Annotated in this window: 25 protein-coding genes; 24 read left to right on the forward strand and 1 reads right to left on the reverse strand. The window is 41.6% G+C overall.

What is annotated here, in order from left to right; genetic code table 11:
- Position 1 precedes the first annotated feature (1 nt).
- The 3 genes from prmA to mtaB are packed head-to-tail and all read left to right on the forward strand — an operon-like array spanning position 2 to position 3,089.
- Complete coding sequence (gene prmA, locus IEE86_RS12660; RefSeq protein WP_191097531.1) at positions 2 to 937, forward strand: 50S ribosomal protein L11 methyltransferase; 936 nt, start codon at positions 2 to 4, stop codon at positions 935 to 937.
- A gap of 23 nt (positions 938 to 960) precedes the next feature.
- Complete coding sequence (locus IEE86_RS12665; protein ID WP_191097532.1) at positions 961 to 1,731, forward strand: 16S rRNA (uracil(1498)-N(3))-methyltransferase; 771 nt, start codon at positions 961 to 963, stop codon at positions 1,729 to 1,731.
- The gene (gene mtaB / locus IEE86_RS12670; protein ID WP_191097578.1) at positions 1,731 to 3,089 is read left to right on the forward strand and encodes a tRNA (N(6)-L-threonylcarbamoyladenosine(37)-C(2))-methylthiotransferase MtaB; all 1,359 of its coding nucleotides are present in this window, start codon (positions 1,731 to 1,733) and stop codon (positions 3,087 to 3,089) included. Before IEE86_RS12665 ends, mtaB begins: the two co-directional genes overlap by 1 nt.
- Before the next feature lie 41 nt (positions 3,090 to 3,130).
- Here the strand turns inward: mtaB and IEE86_RS12675 are convergent, their stop codons facing one another.
- Positions 3,131 to 4,060: a Na/Pi symporter gene (locus IEE86_RS12675; RefSeq protein WP_191097533.1), complete on the reverse strand. Its 930-nt coding sequence runs from the start codon at positions 4,058 to 4,060 to the stop codon at positions 3,131 to 3,133.
- A 181-nt stretch (positions 4,061 to 4,241) separates the two neighbouring features.
- On the opposite strand from IEE86_RS12675, the gene rpsU reads away from it, so the two are divergent.
- The 21 genes from rpsU to dnaG all read left to right on the forward strand — a co-directional run bounded on the left by rpsU (position 4,242) and on the right by dnaG (position 23,658).
- Positions 4,242 to 4,415 (forward strand): 30S ribosomal protein S21, encoded by a 174-nt coding sequence (rpsU, locus tag IEE86_RS12680; RefSeq protein ID WP_003152957.1) that lies wholly within the window; start codon positions 4,242 to 4,244, stop codon positions 4,413 to 4,415.
- Between the two features lie 14 nt (positions 4,416 to 4,429).
- Positions 4,430 to 4,879 (forward strand): GatB/YqeY domain-containing protein, encoded by a 450-nt coding sequence (locus IEE86_RS12685; protein ID WP_191097534.1) that lies wholly within the window; start codon positions 4,430 to 4,432, stop codon positions 4,877 to 4,879.
- Between the two features lie 141 nt (positions 4,880 to 5,020).
- A complete protein-coding gene (locus tag IEE86_RS12690) occupies positions 5,021 to 6,334 on the forward strand; it encodes an NfeD family protein (RefSeq protein ID WP_191097535.1) in 1,314 nt (437 codons plus the stop codon).
- Positions 6,335 to 6,361: 27 nt separating this feature from the next.
- Entirely contained in the window at positions 6,362 to 7,354 is a 993-nt protein-coding gene (floA, locus tag IEE86_RS12695; protein ID WP_034661354.1) for a flotillin-like protein FloA, read from the forward strand.
- Between the two features lie 31 nt (positions 7,355 to 7,385).
- Positions 7,386 to 7,886: a hypothetical protein gene (locus IEE86_RS12700; protein ID WP_191097536.1), complete on the forward strand. Its 501-nt coding sequence runs from the start codon at positions 7,386 to 7,388 to the stop codon at positions 7,884 to 7,886.
- Between the two features lie 208 nt (positions 7,887 to 8,094).
- Positions 8,095 to 8,376, forward strand: a complete 282-nt coding sequence (gene yqfC / locus IEE86_RS12705) for a sporulation protein YqfC (protein ID WP_191097537.1) — start codon at positions 8,095 to 8,097, stop codon at positions 8,374 to 8,376.
- A gap of 18 nt (positions 8,377 to 8,394) precedes the next feature.
- On the forward strand, positions 8,395 to 9,585 hold the full coding sequence (yqfD, locus tag IEE86_RS12710) for a sporulation protein YqfD (RefSeq protein WP_191097538.1): 1,191 nt from the start codon (positions 8,395 to 8,397) through the stop codon (positions 9,583 to 9,585).
- 3 nt (positions 9,586 to 9,588) lie between these two features.
- Positions 9,589 to 10,548 (forward strand): PhoH family protein, encoded by a 960-nt coding sequence (locus IEE86_RS12715; protein WP_191097539.1) that lies wholly within the window; start codon positions 9,589 to 9,591, stop codon positions 10,546 to 10,548.
- A gap of 138 nt (positions 10,549 to 10,686) precedes the next feature.
- Entirely contained in the window at positions 10,687 to 12,774 is a 2,088-nt protein-coding gene (locus tag IEE86_RS12720) for an HD family phosphohydrolase (protein WP_191097579.1), read from the forward strand.
- The gene (gene ybeY, locus IEE86_RS12725; RefSeq protein WP_191097540.1) at positions 12,775 to 13,254 is read left to right on the forward strand and encodes an rRNA maturation RNase YbeY; all 480 of its coding nucleotides are present in this window, start codon (positions 12,775 to 12,777) and stop codon (positions 13,252 to 13,254) included.
- Entirely contained in the window at positions 13,232 to 13,618 is a 387-nt protein-coding gene (locus tag IEE86_RS12730) for a diacylglycerol kinase family protein (protein WP_099726609.1), read from the forward strand. Before ybeY ends, IEE86_RS12730 begins: the two co-directional genes overlap by 23 nt.
- 113 nt (positions 13,619 to 13,731) lie before the next feature.
- Positions 13,732 to 14,130, forward strand: a complete 399-nt coding sequence (locus tag IEE86_RS12735) for a cytidine deaminase (RefSeq protein ID WP_191097541.1) — start codon at positions 13,732 to 13,734, stop codon at positions 14,128 to 14,130.
- Entirely contained in the window at positions 14,123 to 15,028 is a 906-nt protein-coding gene (era, locus tag IEE86_RS12740; RefSeq protein ID WP_191097542.1) for a GTPase Era, read from the forward strand. Before IEE86_RS12735 ends, era begins: the two co-directional genes overlap by 8 nt.
- Before the next feature lie 147 nt (positions 15,029 to 15,175).
- Positions 15,176 to 15,319: a YqzL family protein gene (locus tag IEE86_RS12745; protein ID WP_003217288.1), complete on the forward strand. Its 144-nt coding sequence runs from the start codon at positions 15,176 to 15,178 to the stop codon at positions 15,317 to 15,319.
- Positions 15,320 to 15,354: 35 nt separating this feature from the next.
- Entirely contained in the window at positions 15,355 to 16,125 is a 771-nt protein-coding gene (gene recO / locus IEE86_RS12750) for a DNA repair protein RecO (RefSeq protein ID WP_191097543.1), read from the forward strand.
- A 330-nt stretch (positions 16,126 to 16,455) separates the two neighbouring features.
- Complete coding sequence (glyQ, locus tag IEE86_RS12755) at positions 16,456 to 17,343, forward strand: glycine--tRNA ligase subunit alpha (RefSeq protein ID WP_003217487.1); 888 nt, start codon at positions 16,456 to 16,458, stop codon at positions 17,341 to 17,343.
- Positions 17,336 to 19,381, forward strand: coding sequence for a glycine--tRNA ligase subunit beta (glyS, locus tag IEE86_RS12760; RefSeq protein ID WP_191097544.1), 2,046 nt, complete (start codon positions 17,336 to 17,338; stop codon positions 19,379 to 19,381). Before glyQ ends, glyS begins: the two co-directional genes overlap by 8 nt.
- 166 nt (positions 19,382 to 19,547) lie before the next feature.
- Positions 19,548 to 20,186 carry a transcriptional regulator CcpN gene (gene ccpN / locus IEE86_RS12765; RefSeq protein WP_024423017.1) on the forward strand — a complete coding sequence of 213 codons (639 nt, stop codon included), beginning with the start codon at positions 19,548 to 19,550 and terminating at the stop codon, positions 20,184 to 20,186.
- 25 nt (positions 20,187 to 20,211) lie between these two features.
- Positions 20,212 to 21,033 carry a pyruvate, water dikinase regulatory protein gene (locus IEE86_RS12770; protein WP_099726612.1) on the forward strand — a complete coding sequence of 274 codons (822 nt, stop codon included), beginning with the start codon at positions 20,212 to 20,214 and terminating at the stop codon, positions 21,031 to 21,033.
- 261 nt (positions 21,034 to 21,294) lie between these two features.
- A complete protein-coding gene (locus IEE86_RS12775) occupies positions 21,295 to 21,795 on the forward strand; it encodes a YaiI/YqxD family protein (protein ID WP_191097545.1) in 501 nt (166 codons plus the stop codon).
- A gap of 33 nt (positions 21,796 to 21,828) precedes the next feature.
- On the forward strand, positions 21,829 to 23,658 hold the full coding sequence (dnaG, locus tag IEE86_RS12780; protein WP_191097546.1) for a DNA primase: 1,830 nt from the start codon (positions 21,829 to 21,831) through the stop codon (positions 23,656 to 23,658).
- The last annotated feature ends 191 nt before the right edge of the window (positions 23,659 to 23,849 follow it).

Consider the following 23,849-nt stretch of genomic DNA (forward strand, 5'->3'; position numbering starts at 1 on the left):
ATTGAAGTGGTCAGAAATTAGCGTCCATACAACAAATGAAGCGGTGGAACCAATCACCAATATTTTGCATGAAGCAGGTGCAAGTGGTGTCGTGATTGAGGACCCGCTTGATTTAGTCAAGGAACGTGAAAATGTATACGGTGAGATCTACCAGCTCGATCCGAATGATTATCCGGATGAAGGGGTTATTGTGAAAGCCTATCTTCCGATGAATAGCTTTTTGATGGAAACGGTAGATGAGATCAAAGAAGCCATCAACAATCTTCTTCTATACGATATTGACCTTGGACGAAATACGCTGTCCATTTGTGAAGTAAATGAAGAAGAATGGGCAACCGCATGGAAGAAATACTATCATCCTGTGAAAATTTCTGAAAAATTCACCATCGTTCCAACGTGGGAAGAATATACACCAGTTCATTCTGATGAACTGATCATTGAAATGGACCCTGGGATGGCATTTGGAACAGGTACGCATCCAACAACTGTCCTTTGCATTCAGGCGCTTGAGCGCTATGTGAAGGAAAACGATACGGTGATTGATGTTGGAACAGGATCTGGGATTTTAAGTGTGGCAGCAGCGATGCTTGGTGCAAAGGACATTCAAGCCTTTGATCTCGACACCGTTGCGGTTGAAAGTGCGAAGCAAAACATCGAACTCAATGGTGTGAGCGAACAAGTCACTGTGAAGCAAAACAATCTACTTGATGGGATTTCAGGTGAACGTGATGTGATCGTTGCCAACATTCTGGCAGAGGTCATCTTACGCTTTACAGATCAAGCCTATGACTTATTGAAGAAAGATGGCTATTTCATTACATCAGGCATCATTGGACAAAAGAAATTACAAGTCAAAACGGCTTTAGAAGAAGCTGGCTTTGACATTGTTGAAGTGCTGTCAATGGAAGATTGGGTCAGTATCATAGCGAAAAAATAAAGCGAGTAGGTGTCAGGACACGTATGCAACGATATTTTATCGACCTCACGAAAGAAGAAGTAATGGCAAAGGGAGCCATCGTTATAAAAGGTGAAGATGTACATCACCTTTCAAATGTCATGCGAATGAAAGCAGGAGAGGAAATCCTTTGCTTAACGACAGACGGCTTTGAAGCGCTGAGTAAAATTGATACAATAACAAAGGAAGAAGTGATTTGCCGCCTCGAAGACTGGACAAATCAAAACAGAGAACTTCCAATCAGTGTGACGATAGCGAGTGGTCTGCCAAAAGGAGATAAGCTTGAGCTGATCATTCAAAAAGGCACCGAGCTTGGCGCAAGTGCCTTTGTCCCCTTTCAAGCGGCTCGTTCCATTACAAAACTTGACCAAAAAAAGTCACATAAAAAACGAGAGCGCTGGGAGAAAATTGCGAAAGAAGCAGCCGAGCAGTCCTACCGGAATATCATTCCACATGTTCATCCGGTATCAACGTTTAAAGAGCTGACTCAGCTCGCTAGTGAATTCGATAAATGTGTCGTTGCATACGAAGAATCATCGAAAGAAGGCGAGCAAAGCCGATTTCAAACTGTGCTTCAACAGATGAAACGCGGACAAACCTTATTAGTGGTTTTTGGCCCTGAAGGCGGTTTGGCAGAAAAGGAGATTGAAGAGCTTGAAACGCTTGGTGCAGTCATTTGCGGGCTCGGACCACGCATTTTAAGAACAGAAACAGCTCCTCTTTACGCGCTTTCTGCTATATCTTATCAAACAGAGTTATTAAGAGGTGAATCATGATGGGAACAGTAGCGTTCCATACACTTGGCTGTAAGGTCAATCACTATGAAACAGAAGCGATCTGGCAGCTGTTTAAAGAAGTTGGCTATGAAAGAAAAGATTATGAATCAAAAGCTGACGTATATGTCATTAATACATGTACAGTCACAAATACAGGCGATAAAAAAAGCCGCCAAGTCATTAGAAGAGCCATTCGGCATAACCCAGACGGTGTCATTTGTGTCACAGGCTGTTATGCGCAAACGTCTCCAGCAGAAATCATGGCGATTCCTGGCGTTGATATTGTGGTTGGAACACAAGACAGACATAAACTGCTTGGTTATATTGAAGAATACAGAAGAGAAAGACAGCCGATTAACGGGGTTGGCAATATCATGAAAGCACGGGTCTTTGAAGAGCTGGATGTTCCTGCCTTTACAGACAGAACGCGTGCTTCATTGAAAATCCAAGAAGGCTGTAACAATTTCTGTACATTCTGCATCATCCCTTGGGCTCGCGGACTACTTCGTTCTCGTGATCCTGAAGAGGTCATCAATCAAGCGCAGCAGCTTGTTGATGCCGGCTATAAAGAAATTGTGTTAACTGGTATTCACACAGGCGGATACGGTGAAGACTTAAAGGATTATAACTTCGCGAAGCTTCTAAAAGAATTAGATGAACGTGTCACCGGTTTAAAACGAATCCGCATTTCATCAATTGAAGCAAGTCAAATCACAGACGAAGTGATTGAAGTGCTGGATCAGTCAGATAAAATTGTCAGACACCTGCACATTCCGCTTCAATCTGGATCTAATACTGTGCTGAAAAGAATGCGCCGTAAATATACGATGGAATTCTTTGCAGAGCGTTTAACAAAGCTGAAAAAAGCATTGCCAGGCCTTGCTGTGACCTCTGATGTCATCGTTGGATTCCCTGGGGAAACAGAAGAAGAGTTTTTAGAAACATACAATTTTGTCAAAGACCATCAATTCTCTGAGCTGCACGTATTCCCTTACAGCAAACGTACAGGCACACCAGCTGCAAGAATGGAAGATCAAGTGGATGAAAATGTGAAAAACGAACGCGTTCACCGTTTGATTGCTCTTTCTGACCAACTTGCGAAAGAATATGCATCAGCATATGAAGGGGATGTCCTAGAGATTATTCCAGAAGAATCCTTCAAAGAACAAGACGGAAAGCATAATCTTTATGTAGGATATACGGATAACTATATGAAGGTTGTATTTGAAGGGACCGAGGACATGATCGGCCGTTTGGTCAAGGTGAAAGTGACGAAAGCGGGCTATCCTTATAACGAAGGACAATTCGTCCGTATCAGCGATGACTTGCAAACAGACAAAGTGAGAATGACTTCATAATAGACCAAAAACCGGCAGCCATGAGGGCAAGCCGGTTTCTTTTATTTCGACTGGTTCGGTAAAAGACATAAGATCAAGGCGTGAAAAGGACGAATGAAAGGGAAGAAGAGTAGAGAGCTTGCGACATTAAACAGGAGACTAAAATGCGCAATTTGCTGGGCGGGAGAGCTCGCAAGAAGTGCGACGAACTCTGTGATCATAGCGAGAAATGGGAGGCATAAAAGAACCCCGAGAACATTAAACACGACGTGCGCGTAAGCTGTTTGACGTGCCGCACAGCCGCCAGATATAGCAGCCATCACAGCGGTAATACATGTCCCGATATTGGACCCTAAAACAAAGCTAATGCCCTCTTGAAGTGCCACAGTCCCTTCATTCATAAACCCCATTAAAATGCCGATACAGACGGAACTTGAATGAACAATCGCTGTGAAAATGGTACCCGAAAGCAGCGCTGTCCAGTCAGAGTGCTGCATCATTTCAAGAAAACGCAAAGTCTCTGGCTGGCTTGTCATCATACCCGCAATTTTTGAAAAGCCTTGTATACAAAAAAAGATCATCCCAAGCCCAAATAGACTCTTTCCTGCATGCCTGAAGGACCTTTGACCAAAAATGATACAGATAAGACCAGACGCAATTAAAACCCACATGAACACGTCCATTTTAATCGCTATAAATTCTGTCGTAAACGTGGATCCGATATTAGTCCCAAGGATCATTGGAATTGATTTTTTGAAAGTTAGGATGCCTGTACTCACAAAGCCGATGACAATGACCATAAACGCCGAACTGCTTTGAAGCACGCCGGTAAACACAATACTGACCAAGAATGCCTTCACCGGATGATCTGTAAAGAGAAGAAGCGATTTCTCAATACGAGACGACGCCAGCGCCATTAATCCTTTTCTCAGCAAGCCCATTGACCATAAAAAAATGAAAATAAGTGCACAAAAATAAATGATCGCCATCATAGAAAAGTCCTCCTCTTACCAATGAATATATGGACTTGTCTACCTGCTCATGACGAAAATATATTTCCAAATCACTTAGTTGACCTCGCACTGGGCTTATATTATAATGTCTAGGTACATGTTTGCATGTATATCTTTTTTTAATGCAGTCGATTGGTGTATTCGGAGGGAGGGAAAGAGAATGTCAAAAACGGTCGTTAGAAAAAACGAATCGCTTGAAGATGCTCTTCGTCGCTTTAAACGCAGTGTATCCAAAACTGGAACATTGCAAGAAGCAAGAAAGCGTGAATTTTATGAAAAGCCTAGCGTAAAGCGCAAGAAAAAGTCTGAAGCTGCTAGAAAACGTAAATTCTAAAGAGGGTGGATTTTATGAGTCTTCTTGAGCAATTAAATTCTGATATGAAGCATTTTATGAAAAACCGTGAGAAAGACAAGCTTATTGTCATTCGTATGGTAAAGGCTTCGCTCCAAAATGAAGCAATAAAGCTTAAGAAAGACAGTTTGACCGGCGATGAGGAACTAACCGTCCTTTCCCGCGAGATTAAGCAACGTAAAGACTCCCTCCATGAATTTTCGAAAGCTAATCGCTTAGATTTAGTAGATAAAGTTCAAAAAGAGATTGACATTTTAGACGTTTATTTACCTGAACAGCTTTCTGAAGAAGAACTGCATGCGGTTGTGAAAGAAACGATCGCTGAAACAGGTGCTTCTTCGAAGGCTGAAATGGGTAAAGTGATGAGCGCTATTATGCCAAAAGTAAAAGGTAAAGCTGATGGTGCTGTCATTAACAGACTTGTCAGCGAGCAGCTGTCTCAATAAAAAAGTATCCTTCTATTGTTAGAAGGGTACTTTTTTTGTGCCGCCATCATTCAGTCATATAAAAATGAAACCTATGATACATTTGTAACGTATGTAAAGGAACGGTAAAATAAAAGAAAGAGAGGAGGGATCACCAAATAGATGAAAAAAATAAAAATTTCTATTGCTCTCTTCAGTTGTTTTATAATATGCTTGTTATTAGGGGTTCAATTGACCGCGAAATCGGCAGATCAGAAAGTTCATGTCATCCCAATTGAAGATACAGTAGAAAAGGGACTTTCTAAATTCGTTGAACGATCATTTGAGCAAGCAAAGTCCGAGCGGGCGAAACATATTATTCTCGACATCAACACACCAGGTGGTGCAGTTGATGCAGCGCTTGAGATCGCAGATACCATTCGTGCGTCTGATATTCCTGTGACAGCGTTTGTCAATCATAGAGCGCTTTCAGCCGGGGCCTTCCTTGCATTAAATACCGATCAGATTTATATGACCCCAAGCGGAAAGATGGGGGCTGCTGCGATCATTGATGGCGAAGGCAATGCGGCCGATCAAAAATCTGAATCTCTATGGCTTGCTGAAATGAGTGATGCTGCAAAAAAGCAGGGGCGTGATCCAAAATATGCTCTTGCGATGGCAGATGTAGATATAGATGCAAAAGAAGCTGGTGCACCAAAAGGAGAATTGCTCACCTTCAGCACAGACCGGGCGCTTCAATTCGGTTATGCAGAAGGGGAAGCGAAAAATATGGATGACTTGCTTCAGCAGCTAAACTTAGCAGACACCTCGGTTCAATACGATGAAGTAAGTTTTGCTGAAAAGGTTGCGCGTTTTCTCACGCACCCAATCGTCATTCCGATCCTTTTATCCATCGCAAGCTTAGGGTTGATTGTTGAGCTCTATTCTCCAGGCTTTGGGGTCCCTGGTACCATGGGCGTGACAGCGCTTCTTCTATTCTTTTATGGTCATCTCGTGGCAGGCTTTGCAGGATATGAGACGTTGTTCCTGTTTTTAGCAGGCATTGCACTCATTATTTTGGAATTGTTTTTGCCAGGGGGAATCGTAGGTGTCATTGGACTAATCTGTGTTGTTGTCAGCTTATTTTTAGCAGCTGGAAGCTTTACAGAAATGGCGATTTCCATCTTGATTGCCACTGCTGTTTCAATCATAGCAGTTATTTTATTGACAAAGGTGTTGGGGAAACGTATGAAATTTTTTAAAAAGTTCATTTTAACCGATTCGACCAATAAAGAAAGTGGTTATGTCTCAAATGAAACAAGAGAAGACCTTGTTGGGCAAATCGCAGTGACAGCAACAGCACTTCGTCCATCCGGTACGATTGTACTCGGAGATGAGCGCATTGATGTTGTGTCAGAAGGTGCATTTATCGGCAAGGATGAACAAGTAAAAATTGTCAAAGCGGAAGGCTCACGCATTGTCGTGAGGAAAGTATAGATATACTGAATTTATAGGAGGAATAAAATGGATCCATCTACTTTACTATTATTTGTGATTATCGCAGCAGGTTTGATCGTTCTATCGATCTTCTTCACCTTTGTACCGGTGATGCTGTGGATTTCTGCCCTAGCGGCTGGCGTAAGAGTGAGCATTTTTACACTTGTAGGAATGAGACTTCGTCGAGTCATTCCAAACCGAGTGGTCAATCCGCTTATCAAAGCACATAAAGCAGGTCTTGATGTGACGATTAATCAATTAGAAAGTCACTACCTGGCAGGTGGTAACGTTGACCGTGTTGTGAATGCATTGATCGCGGCTCAACGTGCGAATATTGAATTGAACTTTGCACGCTGTGCAGCGATCGACCTAGCAGGCCGTGACGTACTTGAAGCTGTACAAATGAGTGTAAACCCTAAAGTGATTGAAACACCATTTATCTCAGGTGTTGCGATGGACGGGATTGAAGTAAAAGCAAAAGCACGTATTACAGTTCGCGCAAACATCGAACGACTTGTCGGTGGTGCAGGGGAAGAAACAATCATTGCTCGTGTAGGTGAAGGGATTGTCTCTACAATCGGTTCTTCAAATAATCATAAAAAGGTTCTAGAAAATCCTGATATGATTTCTCAAACGGTTCTTGGTAAAGGATTAGATTCAGGTACTGCGTTTGAAATTCTATCGATTGATATCGCAGATGTGGATATCGGTAAAAACATTGGAGCGATTCTGCAAACGGACCAAGCAGAAGCCGACAAAAACATCGCACAAGCGAAAGCGGAAGAACGCCGCGCAATGGCTGTTGCACAAGAACAAGAAATGCGTGCGAGAGTTGAAGAAATGCGCGCGAAAGTCGTAGAAGCAGAGGCTGAAGTACCACTTGCAATGGCCGAAGCATTACGCGAAGGTAACATTGGAGTCATGGACTACATGAACATTAAGAATATCGATGCTGATACGGATATGAGAGATTCATTTGGTAAAATGACAAAAGGTCCATCTGATAATGAAAACAAATAAGCATCCTCTCACGCTTTAAGGAGGGAGCCCATTGGATATTCTATTTGAAAATCCGCTATTAATCGCGATTATCATCGGTATCATCTCTGCGGTTTTTGGGAAAATCGGCAAACAAGAGGAGAACGAACAAAAGAATCAGCAAAACAAGCCGGCTCCTCAGAATAAGCAGGTGCCCCAAAAGCAGCAAACAAAACAAAAAAGTCCAGATCTCGTTGTGACGGACCAGCTAGACGATTTCGGCGATGTACATGATCATGGCGGGATGAAGAAAAACACATCACAGTCCTTACAAGATCGCTATACGGATACACTTGCTGAAATGGAAGATAGAAAAAATAAGCTGAGCAAAGAGTTTCAATCGCTTGAAAGGCAGCTCACGAGGCCAAAATCAGCATCTGCTGAAGTAAAGCCAAAAATCATTGAAAAGCTCAATCAAGATACGGTTGTTCAAGGCATGATTCTTGGAGAAGTATTTGGAGAGCCGCGTGCGAAAAAGCCGCATCGAACGATGAAACGGCCATATAAAAGATAACGAAGAAAGCTCCCTTGACGCGAAAGGGAGCTTTTTTGTGTGATCTGAGGGCATTCTTTCATAGCAAAATGATGAACAGGCTGTTTTACGGGATTCATTAGCATGATATGAACCGCTGAGGAATAGGATGATATAGAGGCTTTCTCATCAGTCTCACCATCTTTCAGTTTGATCTTATACACATGAGGTGGGAAGGGGTTCTTATTGAATGGGAAAAAGAAAAAATCGACTTAAAGCATGGCTGACAAGAACACTTGAAATCCCTCCAGACGTGATGATGGATCTTCCCCGTATTACGATGGTTGGCAGACTCCACATTTACATAGAGAACCATAAAGGGCTTTTACTTTTCAGTGATCAAGAGGTAAGGCTGATGCTCAAACAAGGACAATGCATTATTTCAGGGAACGACTTTGTGATTAAAACGATTTTGCCAGAAGAGATTTTATTAGAAGGGAAAATCGATGAGGTCCGTTATATTGATTCTTAACTGACGGAGGGGAGAAGCGTGAAGAATAAATGGTTCGCCTATTTTATCGGCAAAGTGGAAGTGGAGATCAAAGGAAACGGCATTGAGCGGCTCATGAATGAGTGCACGAGACAGGGGATCACAATGTTTCAAGTGAGCCGCCGTCAAGACAGCGTGCGCTTATTTATTCGCTTATCAGATGTACATGCCTTTAGAAAATTGCGCAGACATCATGAGGTGAAATGCTTATTTCATCAAAAGAAGGGTTTTCCATTTCTTCTCATGTGGTCAAAGAAGAATATTGGGTTTACCCTTGGAATGGTTTTCTTTCTCGTGACGATATTGGCTCTTTCAAACATGGTATGGAAAATTGATATCACAGGTGCAAATCCAGAGACAGAACATCAAATGAGGAAGCATTTAGACGATATTGGGGTACAAAAAGGCCGCTTTCAGTTCCTTATGGGGACACCTGAAAAAATTCAAAAATCCCTGACAACCAACATTCCAAGCATTACATGGGTCGGTGTTGAATTAAACGGCACGACCTTTCAAATGAAAGTCGTTGAAAAAAACGAGCCGCAAAAAGAGAAATATACGAGTCCACAGCACATCGTCGCCAAGAAAAAGGCAGTCATTACGAGGATGTATGTAGAAAAAGGGGAGCCGCTTGCCGCGGTTGATGAACATGTGAAAAAGGGGCAGATGCTTGTCTCTGGACTCATTGGCAGCGAAGATCAACAAAAAACGGTAGGAGCCAAAGCGAAAATCTACGGTGAAACATGGTATCGTTCTGAAATTTCCGTCCCTCTTCGAACATCATTTGACGTCTTTACGGGTAAAATGAAGACAAAGCACAAGCTCTCCGCATTTGGAGGCTCGCTGCCATTTTGGGGCTTTTCCTTTAAAAAAGATAATTTCCAGCAGCCAAAAACAGAAACAGAAGTACACCCACTTCATTTTTTAAACTTTCAGCTGCCATTCTCCTATGAAAAGGAAATCACTCGTGAAAGTGAAAAAATAAATCGAGAATACACAAATAAAGAAGCCGTTCAAGCAGGGATTAAAATGGGTAAAAAAGAATTAGAAGAGAAGCTAGGTCAATCAGGTGAGGTGAAAAGTGAAAAAGTTTTGCACGAGACAACAGGGAATGGTAAAGTTAAGTTAATCATCCTTTACCAAGTAATAGAAGATATTGTTCAACCAACACCTATTGTTCAGGGAGACTAGAGAATGACAGAACATTTACTTGAGATTCAACAAAAATTGGATAGTCCGAATGAAGCGATTGCTTTATTTGGTAATCAAGATGCTTATTTGAAACTGATGGAAAACGAGCTGAATGTCTCCATTATTACGCGTGGAGAGAAAGTGTATGTTTCTGGTCAGGAAGCATCAAGAGAGACAGTGAGCCGTTTGATCACATCCCTTTTGCATCTCATCCGTAAAGGAATAGAGATTTCTGAACGGGATGTCGTCTATGCGATTAAAATGGCGCAAAAAAATAAGCTGAATTATTTTGAAAATATGTATGAAGATGAAATCACGAAAAATGCCAAAGGAAAATCGATCAGAGTGAAAACGATCGGCCAGCGGGAATATGCTGCAGCGATGAAAAAAGATGACCTCGTCTTTGGGATTGGGCCAGCTGGTACAGGTAAAACGTATTTAGCAGTCGTCAACGCGGTACATGCGCTGAAAAATGGCCATGTGAAACGCATTATCCTGACAAGACCAGCTGTTGAAGCAGGAGAGAGTCTTGGCTTTTTACCAGGCGATTTAAAGGAAAAAGTAGATCCTTATTTAAGACCACTATATGATGCCTTGCATGATGTGCTTGGCAGTGATCATACGGAACGATTAATTGAGCGCGGTGTGATTGAAATAGCGCCTCTCGCCTATATGAGAGGGCGGACGCTCGATGATGCATTTGTTATTTTAGATGAAGCGCAGAATACGACGCCAGCCCAAATGAAAATGTTTTTGACGAGACTAGGGTTTGGCTCTAAAATGGTCATTACAGGCGATATTACACAAATTGATCTGCCAAAGGGCATGAAGTCCGGCCTTGCGGCTGCAAAGGACATGCTTGCAGAGATCAAGGGCATCTCGTTTATTGAATTAGACCAGACAGATGTGGTCAGACACCCGCTTGTGGCGAAGATCATTGGAGCATACGAAAAGCAAAAATGAACTGAGTGACCCGATCGTCTTCATCGGGTCATTTTGTTTCGATCGTGGTTTAAAGTAAAAAAGGAGGTACTTTCCTTGAGAAAGAATCAGAAAGGCAGTAAGCGCAAAAGACTGCTATCTAAAAAAGAACCTCAGAAAATGGAGCGCTCACGTTATTTAAACGTTTTGCTATACGCTGGCTTAGCAGCCATTCTGTTCGTGGTGCTCTTCTTCCATGTAAAGCCTGAATCGCTCGATTTAGATTTGTTTTCAGTGAGCGAACAGACCATCTATTCTCCGTCAACCGTCGATGATCAAGAAGCGACAGAAGAAAAAAAGCAAGAAGCAACAGATCAAGTAGAAGATCAATATACGCTCAAAAAAGCGTATTCTGACAATCGTGTTGACCTCATCTCATCCCTCTTTGAAGCCATTAAAGAAGAGAAGAAAGCCGCTGATGAAAAAGAGAACCCGCCAACAGATCAAGAAATGGTCAAGCGTGTAAAAGAAAAACTCACAACAGATATGCAGGAAGCTGTTTCGGATAAATCCATCAAAGCACTTCTCCAAGCAAGTGACGAAAATCTCTCTTTTACTAAGGATTCCATCATCACAGTGGTGAATTCATTGATGAGCAAAGAAATCACAGCAGCGAAGCTACAAAACGAGAAAAAACAAGTGAAAACAGAGCTTGAAAACAATTCGATTCCTTCAAAATATTTAAATGCAGCGAAAGAAATCGGTGAATTTGCGATTATTCCAAACTATGTATTTGACCCGGTGGCAACAGAGAAGAAAAGACAAGAAGCAGCTGACAATATTCAGCCTGTTCAAATCAAACAAGGGCAAATTTTAGTGGAAGAAGGGGAACTCATCGACCGTGAAGTTTATCGTAAATTAGAACTGACCGGCCTGTTGAACAGCTCAAATTTGTTTAAACCTGTAAGCGGTCTTATGATATTGATTGGTCTTTTCTTAGCGGCGATTATTCACACATTAGAAACGAGGAAAAAATCGCTTGTCCATAAAAATAAATCGTTGCTACTCTACTCGCTGATTTTCACTATTATTTTAATCATCATGGAAGTATTCAGTCTCTTCCAGGAAACGAAGTATACGACGATAGGCTATGTCGTGCCAGTTGCACTTGGGACGATGCTGATCAAGCTGCTGATCAACGAGCGGTTAGCGATCTTCTCTGGCCTTGTATTTGCCCTTTGCGGCAGCATGATGTTTAATCAAGGAGTAACCGGCGTCTTTAATTATGTCATCTGCGCTTATTACCTTATTAGCGGGATGGCGGGTATTTTGTTTTTGAGAAAACATAATGCAAGATCGAAAATTTTGCAGGCAGGGCTTTTGGTGGCTTTGACGAATGTTCTTGTGGTTTTATCGATCACGCTGATCCAAAACTCCTCTCCGTCAGGACTTGAAATCGGTGTGAACCTGATGATGGCGATTGTGTCAGGGTTTGCATCAGCTATTTTGGTTATTGGATTAATGCCAGTCTTTGAAAGCATGTTTGGCATTCTTTCGACAATGAAGCTGATTGAATTATCGAATCCAAATCATCCGCTGCTCAAAAAGATTTTAACAGAGACACCAGGTACATATCATCATAGTGTCATGGTGGCGAATTTAGCGGATGCTGCATGTGAAGCAGTCGGCGCAAACGGGCTTTTAGCAAGGGTCGGCGCTTATTATCATGACATTGGAAAAACGAAAAGACCACATTACTTTATTGAAAACCAAATGAACATTGATAATCCGCATGACAAGCTTTCCCCTCAGCTCAGTAAAAATATTATTATTGCCCATACGACAGATGGTGCTGATATGCTGAGAGAAAAGAAATTTCCTGAAGAGCTTGTCGATATTGCAGAACAGCACCACGGAAAATCGCTTTTAAAATTCTTCTACTACAAAGCAAAAGAGCGGGATGATCAGGTGACAGAAGAAGAATTTCGCTATCCTGGTCCAAAACCGCAATCAAAAGAAGCGGCGATCATTTCTGTGGCTGACAGTGTTGAAGCTGCGGTTCGGTCGATGCATAATCCAAATCCAGAGCGAATTGAAAAGCTTGTCAAAGGCATTATTTCAGATAAAATGCAGGATGGGCAATTTAGTGAATGTGATTTGACATTTAAAGAATTGAATATTATTAGCCAAACGATTTGTACAACATTAAAGGGGATTTTCCATTCTCGGATTGAATATCCAGATGCCCCGAAGCAGAAGGTGAAGTAAATGACATTGTTAATCGATTTAATAGATGAAACAGGACAAGTATCAAAAGAGCAGCTTGAAGAAATGGAAAAGCTTCTTCAATTTGCTGCGGATGTCCTTGAGGTAAAGGATCAAGCGGAAGTATCCGTGTCGATCGTCTCCAATGAAGAAATTCATCAAATCAATAAAGAATACCGGGGCAAGGACGCGCCAACGGACGTGATTTCCTTTGCGCTTGAGGAAGAAGGAGAAGGAGAGATCGAGATCATTGGCGCGGATGATATCCCGCCAGTACTCGGTGACATTATCATTAGTGTTGATCGAACGAAAGAGCAGGCAGAAGAGTATGGACATTCCTTTATGAGAGAGCTTGGTTTCTTAACGATTCATGGTTTCCTTCATTTACTTGGTTATGATCATATGACAGAGGAAGATGAGAAAGAAATGTTCGCCAAACAGACAAAAATTCTGGATGATTATGGCCTTTCGAGATCATCGTAAGAAACGCAGCCCGCTTGCCCGTTTTTTTCGGAGTTTTTATTATGCATTTAGAGGAATCTGGCGAACTTTCTTGAATGAACGGAATTTTCGATTTCATACAGTCGCAGCCATCATCGTGGTGATCTGCGGCTTTTGGTTTCACATTGAACCGGTCGAATGGATGATCGTGCTGCTTTTGTGCGGGGGAATCTTTGCACTTGAACTTGTCAACACAGCCATTGAACATACAGTGGATCTTATGACAGAAGAAAAACACCCGCTTGCAGAAAGAGCAAAGGACGCAGCAGCAGGCGCTGTTTGCGTTTACGCCGCGATTTCGGTTATGATTGGGTTGATGATCTTCTTACCGAAGATCATGCAATAGAACGATATTACTATTTATTAACATTTTTAGAAATGGGCGTGAAAATGTCACGTGAATTATGTAAAATATAAATGTGACAGAGGGTCCATTTCTTCTGAAAGTGGGAACTAGGAATGAACAAACAAGAGTTGATTTCAGAAGCAGTCAAAGCAAGAGATTTTGCATATGTACCCTATTCTAAATTCAAAGTCGGTGCAGCATTATTGTCGAATGATGGAAAAGTGTATGGCGGCTGCAACATTGAAAATGCAGCATATGGTATGTGTAACTGTGCGGAAAGAACAGCACTTTTTAAAGCCTATTCAGAAGGCATCACATCTTTTCAAATGCTTGCAGTAGTGGCTGATACAGACCGACCTGTTTCACCGTGCGGCGCATGCAGACAGGTCATTTCAGAGCTATGTGCACCTAATATGCCAGTGATCCTAACAAACTTAAAAGGACATATATACGAAACAACAGTAAACGAACTATTGCCAGGCGCATTTTCACCGGAGGATTTAAATGACTAACGAAAGCTTCAAATCAGGATTTGTATCAATTATTGGAAGACCAAATGTAGGGAAATCTACCTTTCTTAATCGTGTCATTGGACAAAAAATTGCCATTATGAGTGATAAGCCCCAAACGACGCGAAACAAAGTGCAAGGTGTTCTGACGACAAATACGTCACAAACGATTTTTATCGATACACCAGGAATTCATAAACCTAAGCATAAGCTAGGCGATTTTATGATGAAGGTGGCTCAAAATACACTGAAGGAAGTCGACCTGATCTTGTTTATGATCAACGCAAAGGAAGGCTATGGCAAAGGTGATGAGTTCATCATTGAACGACTAAAGCAAACAACTACACCGGTGTTCCTTGTCGTCAATAAAATTGACCAAATTCATCCAGATGAACTGTTCCTTTTAATTGATGAATACCGCACACGTTATCCGTTTAAGGAAATTGTGCCAATTTCAGCGCTTGAAGGAAACAACATTGATACGCTTCTTCAGCAAATTGAAGGTTATCTACCAGAGGGCCCTCAATTTTATCCGGCAGATCAAGTAACAGATCATCCAGAGCGGTTTATTATTTCTGAATTAATCCGTGAGAAAGTGCTGCATTTAACGAGAGAAGAAATTCCTCACAGTATTGCGGTTGCGATTGAATCGATTAAGCCAGATGAAAATGGCAAGATCCATGTTGCGGCGACCATTGTCGTAGAACGTGATTCACAAAAAGGAATTGTCATTGGTAAACGAGGCAGCTTATTAAAAGAAGTGGGACAAAAAGCGCGCAGAGATATTGAAGCACTTCTAGGCTCAAAAGTATACCTAGAGCTTTGGGTTAAGGTTCAGAAGGACTGGCGTAATAAATCCACTCACCTGCGTGACTTCGGATTTAGAGAAGACGAATATTAAAAAACGCTGCACTTGTCATCAATTCTGACAATGGTGCGGTTCGATTAGTAAAAATTGTTTATCATGAAATGGAGGTCGTCTGGTCAAGCTAAAATTATTATGTTGGATGTAGCGTTGCTGCTTCTAATAAAGAAAGGTGGGGTTTTTATGTTGAATTTTACATGGAACGTATTTTCACAAACAGGAAGCGTTGACACGTATCTGCTTTTCAAGGAGTTAGAAAAGGAGAACCTGGAAAGACCCGATGTACTTGAAGAAGAAATAGCACGATTTGATTTTCCAATCTTATAATTCTTGACCCCCTCCAACGCTCGGAGTGTAGACAAATGCTCATTAAAAGTGAAGGAATCGTCCTTAGAACAACAGATTATGGCGAAACAAACAAAATTGTCACGCTGCTCACTAGAGAGCATGGGAAAATTGGTGTGATGGCAAGAGGCGCTAAAAAGTCAAACAGCCGCCTGTCAGCCATAAGCCAGCCGTTTTTATACGGAACCTTCCTCATCCAATCATCAACAGGACTTGGAACGCTCCAGCAAGGTGAAATGATCGAAAGCATGCGGGCGATTCGGGAAGATTTATTTCTGACCGCATATGCCGCATATATGACAGAGTTACTTGATAAAGGAACAGAAGAAAAAAAGCCAAACCCTTATTTGTTTGAGCTCCTTCTTCAATCTTTACGTCATCTCAATGAAGGTACAGATGCTGATATTATTTTATTTATTGTAGAGGTCAAAATGTTATCAGTGATGGGGCTAAAGCCTGAACTGGATCAATGTGTGCACTGCGGTCAAAAAGAAGGGCAGTTCCATTTCTCGATTAGAGATAACGGATTTATTTGCCAAAATTGCTTTTCTAAAGATCCATATAAACTGCCCTTATCCCCAGCAGCTGCAAGACTGCTTCGTTTGTTTCATTATTTTGATTTATCAAGGCTTGGTCAAGTTGACGTGAAACCGCAGACGAAACAGGAAATTCGCCAAGTGCTGGATCACTACTATGATGAGTATTCAGGCCTTTATTTAAAATCAAAAAAATTCATGAATCAGATGGAATCCATGAAAAAGCTAATGGGTGACGAAAACAAAAGTTGACATCTCTCAAGACTTTTTGTAAGATCATCTAAGATCAAATATGTTGCATTGACAGAAAGAAGTACTTACGTATAGTCCATAAAAGCGACCTTAGGACGGTGTGAGCTAAGGATGGAGGCGTAACGAAAGGCATTCTTGAGCAACGTAAAACAAAGCGGCTGGATGCTACGACACCAGCAAATAGGGTGGAACCGCGGGAAAAACTCTCGTCCCTATGTTTGCAAGGAATCTTGCGAGCATAGAGACGGGAGTTTTTATGTTTTCTTGCGAGGTTCTAGTCCCCACCCGCCATACATAACGGCTGGTATAGAAAAGACGGAGGTGCGATCATTGAATATTCAAGACATGATTTTGACACTGCAAAAGCATTGGTCAAATGAAGGCTGCGTATTAATGCAGGCGTATGACACAGAAAAAGGTGCTGGAACGATGAGTCCATACACGTTCCTCAGAAGCATCGGACCAGAGCCATGGAAGGTAGCGTATGTAGAGCCTTCTAGACGCCCGGCTGATGGTAGATATGGAGAAAACCCTAATAGATTGTATCAGCATCACCAATTTCAAGTGATCATTAAGCCATCACCTGACAATATTCAAGAGCTGTATCTTGAATCATTGAAGGCACTTGGCATTGACCCGCTTAAACATGATATTCGTTTTGTTGAGGACAATTGGGAGAATCCATCTCTTGGCTGTGCAGGACTTGGCTGGGAAGTATGGCTTGATGGCATGGAAATTACACAATTCACGTATTTCCAGCAAGTCGGCGGCTTAGAATGTAAGCCAGTTTCCGTTGAGATCACATACGGTATTGAACGTCTTGCTTCTTATATCCAGGACAAAGAAAATGTCTTTGATCTCGAATGGACAGACGGATTTACGGTAAGAGATTTATTCTTAATGGCTGAATATGAGCACTCTGTGTATACATTTGAAACATCTAATACTGACATGCTGTTTGATTTATTTACGACGTATGAGAAAGAAGCACATAGCCAAATGGACAAAGGTCTTGTTCACCCGGCATACGATTATGTACTCAAATGCTCTCATACTTTTAACTTGCTTGATGCAAAGGGCGCTATTTCTGTTACTGAGCGAACTGGCTATATCGGAAGAGTACGTCAATTAGCGCGAAAAGTGGCTAAAACCTATTACGAAGAACGAGAAAAACTTGGATTCCCTATGTTAAAAGAGGAGGCGGCTTCTCATGAATAAACAAGATGTATTACTTGAAATCGGCTTAGAAGAGATGCCGGCTCGTTTCATGCCAGAGAGCACAAAGCAGCTAGGTGAGAAAGTAAAAGCTTGGTTTGAAGCGCAGAATATTTCATTTGAAGATGTTACTTTATTTAATTCACCAAGACGTCTTGCTGTACTCGTGAAAGGTGTCGCAGAAAAACAAGAAGACATCAAAGAAGAAGCAAAAGGCCCAGCTAAAAAGATTGCACAAGACGCTGAAGGCAATTGGACAAAAGCGGCCGAAGGTTTTGCCCGCGGACAAGGTGCTTCAACAGAGGATCTCTATTTCAAAGAGATCAAAGGAGTGGATTATGTCCATGTCCAAAAGTTTCAAGAAGGAAAGCAAGTCAAAGACCTTCTCCCGGCGCTAGGTGAGATCGCCGCTTCATTAAGCTTTCCAAAGAATATGAGATGGGGAAGCGAAGATTTACGCTATATTCGTCCGATTAAATGGATTGTTTGTTTATTTGGAGAAGAGATTGTACCTGTTGAAATTGCAGGCGTGAAAAGCGGACGGGAGACTAGAGGACATCGCTTCCTCGGGACGACAGCCAGCATTGACTCACCTGCTTCTTATGAGCAAACATTACGCGATCAATTTGTCATTGCAGATTCAGATAAAAGAAAACAATTAATTACTGAGCAGCTAGATGCGCTATCTTCAGAAAAAGGATGGGTCATTCCAGTTGATCCTGAGCTTTTAGAGGAAGTCAACGATCTTGTAGAATACCCAACCGTACTATCCGGTTCCTTTGAAGAAGAGTTCCTTGCATTGCCGGAAGAGGTATTGGTGACGACAATGAAAGAGCATCAGCGCTATTTCCCTGTGAAAAATGAGCAAGGGGAATTGTTGCCTCATTTTATTACGGTGAGAAACGGAAACAGTGAGGCGCTGGAAAATGTCGCAAGAGGAAACGAAAAAGTACTTCGTGCGCGTTTATCAGATGCTGCATTCTTCTATAAAGAAGATGAAAAGCTAGTCATTGAAGACAATATTAAAAAGCTTGATAAGGTTGTATTTCATGAGAAGCTTGGAACAATTGGTGACAAACTGAAGAGAGTCACAGACATTGCGACCCGCCTTGCAGCGCATGTCGGAGCAGATGACGACACAACAAAACGTGTCGCAAGAGCAGCAAGCATTTCTAAGTTTGATCTTGTGACTCAAATGGTCTATGAGTTCCCAGAATTACAAGGAATCATGGGTGAAAAATATGCAAAAGCCCTTGGCGAACACGAAGAAGTCGCAAAGAGCATCAACGAACACTACATGCCGCGTTTTGCCGGCGACAAAGCACCATCGACTCTAATTGGTGCGATTGTCGCAGTAGCAGATAAGCTGGATTCTATTTGTTCATTCTTTTCAATTGATGTGATTCCAACGGGTTCTCAAGATCCTTATGGACTCAGAAGGCAAGCGAGCGGTATCGTTCAAATTCTGCTCGATCGTCATTGGAATCTTTCATTTAAAGAGCTGTTAGGACTTGCTCAAGTAGAGACAGCACATGAAGCTGCTCTGATTGAATTTTTGACGCAGCGTTTAAAATATGTCCTTCAAGCTGAGCATATTCGTCACGATGTAGTCGATGCAGTGCTTGATGTTGAAAATATTGAGCCTTATGCAGTCGTGAAAAAAGCAGCTGTTCTTGAAGAGAGCGTGAAACAAGAAAGCTTTAAAGAAACGGCTGAAGCCTTAGGACGCGTCATTTCGATCAGTAAAAAAGGGGAAGATAGAGAAATTCAGCCTGCACTGTTTGAAAATGAGCATGAGCAAAAGCTATTTGAGGCGTATCAGCAAGTAGAACAAGCTGTTAAGGAGCATGTAGCAGCAGGACAATACAGCTCAGCACTTGAGGCGTTAGATACGTTAAAAACACCGATTGTTCATTATTTCGATCATACAATGGTTCATGCGGATGATGAAAAACTGAAGCAAAATCGTTTGGCGCAAATGGTCAAATTAGCGAAAGTCATTCAATCATTTGCGAATATGAACAATTTAATAGTAAAATAAATATCTAAAAGCGGTTGCCTTTTCTAAAGGGCAATCGTTTTTTACTCATTTAATTCACTCTTTTTGAGCGGATTTTTGTTTCATTCGGACAAAGATGCGCTATAATATGATGAGTTATGAAAATGATATACATATAGTAAAGATTCGCTCTCTCTATTTAAAGGTGGTGAGTACAATCGAGTTAAATAAACGGCAAGAGCAGATTTTACAGATTGTCAAAGAGAATGGCCCGATCACTGGAGAGCATATCGCCGATCGGCTGAACTTAACAAGGGCTACGCTCAGACCAGATTTAGCCATTTTAACGATGTCTGGCTTTTTAGAAGCAAGACCAAGGGTCGGCTACTTTTTTACAGGAAAAACAGGAACGCAGCTTCTGGCAGATAAGCTGAAAAAACTTCAAGTGAAAGATTTCCAATCCATTCCAGTGGTGATACATGAGAATGTTTCGGTTTATGATGCGATTTGTACGATGTTTTTAGAGGATGTGGGCACATTATTCGTTGTGGACGATCACTCTATTTTAACAGGCGTGTTATCAAGAAAAGACCTCCTTCGCGCAAGTATTGGAAAACAAGAGCTTCCATCTATACCTGTTCATATTATTATGACAAGAATGCCGAATATCACCGTTTGCCGCAAGGAAGATTTCATCATGGATGTGGCCAAGCACTTGATTGAAAAGCAAATAGATGCACTTCCTGTCATAAAAGATACGGATAAAGGCTTTGAAGTTGTCGGCAGAATTACGAAAACAAACATGACGAAAATACTTGTTAGCTTATCGGAGAATGAAATTATTTAATTACAGAAGACTGCGAGGGGATGTTATGAGTAATCGCGTAATTTTTGTTGTATCAGATTCAGTAGGAGAAACGGCAGAGCTCGTGGTCAAAGCGGCACTTAGCCAATTTGATGGCGGTTCATCAGACCATTCAAATATTAGAAGAATCCCATATGTGGAGGATATCGGTACGATTAAAGAAGTCATTTCGCTGGCAAAAGCAGATAACGGGATTGTCTGCTTTACGCTTGTTGTGCCAGAAATGCGTCAATTCTTAATCGAAGAGGCAGAAGCAAACGGAGTCGTTTACTATGACATCATCGGTCCACTGATTGATAAAATGGAGACCGCATATGGAAATGAAGCGAAACATGAGCCGGGTCGTGTGCGTCAATTAGATGAGGACTATTTTAAAAAGGTAGAAGCCATTGAGTTCGCTGTAAAGTATGACGATGGCAGAGACCCAAGAGGCATTCTAAAGGCTGATATTGTGCTCATTGGTGTATCACGCACGTCGAAGACACCGCTCTCTCAATATTTGGCGCATAAGCGGCTGAAGGTAGCGAACGTTCCGATCGTTCCTGAAGTAGATCCGCCAGAGGAATTATTTTCAGTTGATCCAAAGAAATGCATTGGATTGAAAATTAGTCCAGACAAACTCAATCATATACGTAAAGAACGCTTAAAATCTCTAGGTTTAAATGATCGCGCCATTTATGCGAACATCGAGCGGATTAAAGAGGAACTAGAGTATTTTGAAAAAGTGGTTGACCGAATTAACTGTCAAGTTGTCGATGTATCGAATAAAGCAGTTGAGGAAACGGCAAATGTCATTCATCAAATGTTGACCAAAAGAGGTTCCGAATAAACTCAGGATGCTCCTCCTGGGTTTTTCCTATGGTGGGAAACGGGTAAACAAAAACAATAGCATATTTGCTGCATTTGTATTATAATAAAAAATTGTGATAAAATGATTGATTTTAGGTTTAAGTTAAGTCAAGAACGAATAAACTAATATTGGCAGAAGTCAAGTGATTCTGAACATAACTTTTCGACAAAATGAGTTTTACTGTTGATGGCTTTATGGGGGAAAAGTATGGTCTTTTTGCTTCTTTAAAGCAGGAATAAGGTGGAGGGATGGAGAATTAGTCACCTGAATGAACGTAAAAGGAAGAGGGCGATTTATGTCGATGCAGATGCTTGTCCTGTAAAAGACGAAATCCTTTCTGTCGCATCTCAATTTGAAGTACCTGTGACGTTCATTGCTTCATATGAGCATTTTCAAACCAAACGATCACCACTTGAAGATTGGCGGTTTGTTGATACACATAAGGAAGCAGCGGATTTAGTCATTGCGAACTCAGCTGTCGCCCATGATATTGTCGTCACCCAAGATATTGGTCTTGCCTCCTTACTGCTTCCAAGACGTGTCATTGTTCTCTCTGAAAGAGGACGGATGTACACAAACGAAACAATTGATTTTGATTTGGAACGCAGGCATGTTTCCAGTAAACAGCGAAGAAAAGGTGTATACGGAAAAGGTCCCAAAAAGCTTTTAGAAGAGGATAAAAAGCGATTTATTGCGCAACTACAAAAAATCCTGTCGAATCATGAAGGATTTTTAAATTAAAAGGCGAATAATGTACGACGGAGTGTTATTAGGATGAGCAAACGTATACCAGATGAACTTTTGGAGCAGATTCAAAAAAACGCAGACATTGTCGAAGTGATTGGAGAATACGTACAGCTTAGAAAGCAAGGTCGAAATTACTTCGGTCTTTGTCCATTCCATGGTGAAAATACTCCTTCATTCTCTGTTTCAGCAGATAAGCAAATCTTCCATTGTTTTGGCTGTGGTGCTGGAGGTAATGTGTTTTCGTTCCTCAGACAAATGGAAGGCTACTCATTTATTGAAGCCGTTTCACATGTTGCTGATAAGTACCATATTGATTTGCCTGATCATGTAGCGAATGCTCAGATCAGTTCCTCACAGCAAGAGGATACAGTAAATCATAAAATGATTGAGGCACATGAGCTTCTTAAGAAATTTTACCACCATTTGCTGGTAAATACAAAGGAAGGTCAAAACGCACTCGATTATTTACGGTCCAGAGGCTTTACGGATGAAACAATTGCCAAGTTTGAGATCGGATATGCTCTTGATTCTTGGGATTTCATGACCAAGTTTTTAGAAAAACGAGGGTTTGATCCTGTGATGATGGAGAAAGCTGGTCTTTTAATTCAACGTGAAAACGGCACAGGCTTTTTTGACCGCTTTAGGGATCGTGTCATGTTTCCCATTCATGATCATCACGGAACGGTCGTTGCTTTTTCTGGAAGGTCACTTGGTCATCAGCAGCCTAAGTATATGAATAGTCCTGAAACGCCACTTTTTCATAAAAGTAAGCTGCTCTATCACTTTCATGACGCGCGGATGCATATTAGAAAACGCGAACGGGCGGTCCTTTTCGAAGGATTTGCTGATGTCATTTCAGCTGTCACATCGGGTGTTGGCGAAAGTGTTGCAACAATGGGTACGTCTTTAACAGAAGAGCATGTAAAACTTCTCCGGCGGAACGTAGAAGAGGTTATCCTTTGTTATGACTCTGATACGGCTGGATATGAAGCGACCATGAAAGCGTCAGATTTGCTTGGAAAAAGAGGATGTAAAGTTCGCGTTGCCATGATACCAGATGGACTCGATCCAGATGATTACATCCGTAAATATGGCGGCGAGAAATTTAGGAATGACATCATAGATGCCAGTGTGACATTCATGACATTTAAGATGAATTTTTTCCGAAGAGGAAAGAATTTATCAGACGAAGGAGACCGTCTTGCTTATATGAAGCAAGTTCTCCGAGAAATCAGCCGATTAAACGGCTCCTTGGAACAAGAGATTTACATGAAACAGCTTGCTGGAGAGTTCTCGATCTCACTTGACTCATTAAAGGAACAACTAGAGCTGTTTGAAAAGCAGCAGCGGCAAGAAGCCAAAAGCACGCAAGAAGAAAGCGGGCTTGAAAAACGGCGTGCACATCTGTCAACACAGGTGAGAAGAAAGCGTCTACGCCCGGCATATGAAAATGCAGAGAGAATGCTACTTGCTCATATGTTAAAAAGCGATGATGTGATCCGCAAGGTGCTTGACAGAGTAGGGATTGAATTTAATATAGATACGCACAGGGCGCTGGCAACGTACATTTATGCATTGTATGAAGAAGGCAAAGAACCGACGCCGCAGCACCTGATGAATCGTTTGGAAGATGATATGATGAATCAGCTTCTGACGGATATATTAATGATTCAAGTTGGAGACGAACTAAGTGAAGCTGAATTAAGTGATTATGTAAAAAAAGTGTTGAATCATCGGAATTTGTCAATGATAAAGGAAAAAGAACGAGCACGTGCAGAAGCGGAGAGGCAAAAAGATTTCTTCAAAGCGGCAACACTTGCAAAAGAAATTATTCAGTTGAACCGTTCGCTGAAGTAATACGTCTAATATTTATGACAAGGCTTACGGCTGGCAATGAATCCTTTAGGGGAGGAGCATAAGACCGCAAGCATCTTGCCTTCATCATTATTTATTTTATTCCTATTTGCTCATCTGTTTGATAGAGAGAGAAAAGCAGAGCGGAAGCAAATCGCAAGTTACTTTAGAATTCGTTGCAAGCTTTGGAAGGA

The sequence above is a fragment of the Bacillus crepusculi genome, assembly GCF_014764715.1.
Taxonomy (GTDB): domain Bacteria; phylum Bacillota; class Bacilli; order Bacillales; family Bacillaceae; genus Bacillus.

Bases quoted from the DNA above. Each gene is read 5' to 3' on its own strand.
- IEE86_RS12685 (WP_191097534.1), top strand. From the start codon at position 4,430: ATGAGTCTTCTTGAGCAATTAAATTCTGATATGAAGCATTTTATGAAA.
- IEE86_RS12690 (WP_191097535.1), top strand. From the start codon at position 5,021: ATGAAAAAAATAAAAATTTCTATTGCTCTCTTCAGTTGTTTTATAATA.
- dnaG (WP_191097546.1), top strand. From the start codon at position 21,829: ATGAGCAAACGTATACCAGATGAACTTTTGGAGCAGATTCAAAAAAAC.
- IEE86_RS12665 (WP_191097532.1), top strand. From the start codon at position 961: ATGCAACGATATTTTATCGACCTCACGAAAGAAGAAGTAATGGCAAAG.
- IEE86_RS12745 (WP_003217288.1), top strand. From the start codon at position 15,176: ATGTTGAATTTTACATGGAACGTATTTTCACAAACAGGAAGCGTTGAC.
- floA (WP_034661354.1), top strand. From the start codon at position 6,362: ATGGATCCATCTACTTTACTATTATTTGTGATTATCGCAGCAGGTTTG.
- recO (WP_191097543.1), top strand. From the start codon at position 15,355: ATGCTCATTAAAAGTGAAGGAATCGTCCTTAGAACAACAGATTATGGC.
- IEE86_RS12735 (WP_191097541.1), top strand. From the start codon at position 13,732: ATGAACAAACAAGAGTTGATTTCAGAAGCAGTCAAAGCAAGAGATTTT.
- IEE86_RS12675 (WP_191097533.1), bottom strand. From the start codon at position 4,060: ATGATGGCGATCATTTATTTTTGTGCACTTATTTTCATTTTTTTATGG.
- IEE86_RS12730 (WP_099726609.1), top strand. From the start codon at position 13,232: ATGGCCTTTCGAGATCATCGTAAGAAACGCAGCCCGCTTGCCCGTTTT.
- yqfC (WP_191097537.1), top strand. From the start codon at position 8,095: ATGGGAAAAAGAAAAAATCGACTTAAAGCATGGCTGACAAGAACACTT.
- mtaB (WP_191097578.1), top strand. From the start codon at position 1,731: ATGGGAACAGTAGCGTTCCATACACTTGGCTGTAAGGTCAATCACTAT.
- glyS (WP_191097544.1), top strand. From the start codon at position 17,336: ATGAATAAACAAGATGTATTACTTGAAATCGGCTTAGAAGAGATGCCG.
- era (WP_191097542.1), top strand. From the start codon at position 14,123: ATGACTAACGAAAGCTTCAAATCAGGATTTGTATCAATTATTGGAAGA.
- IEE86_RS12770 (WP_099726612.1), top strand. From the start codon at position 20,212: ATGAGTAATCGCGTAATTTTTGTTGTATCAGATTCAGTAGGAGAAACG.
- IEE86_RS12720 (WP_191097579.1), top strand. From the start codon at position 10,687: ATGGAGCGCTCACGTTATTTAAACGTTTTGCTATACGCTGGCTTAGCA.
- ybeY (WP_191097540.1), top strand. From the start codon at position 12,775: ATGACATTGTTAATCGATTTAATAGATGAAACAGGACAAGTATCAAAA.
- rpsU (WP_003152957.1), top strand. From the start codon at position 4,242: ATGTCAAAAACGGTCGTTAGAAAAAACGAATCGCTTGAAGATGCTCTT.
- IEE86_RS12715 (WP_191097539.1), top strand. From the start codon at position 9,589: ATGACAGAACATTTACTTGAGATTCAACAAAAATTGGATAGTCCGAAT.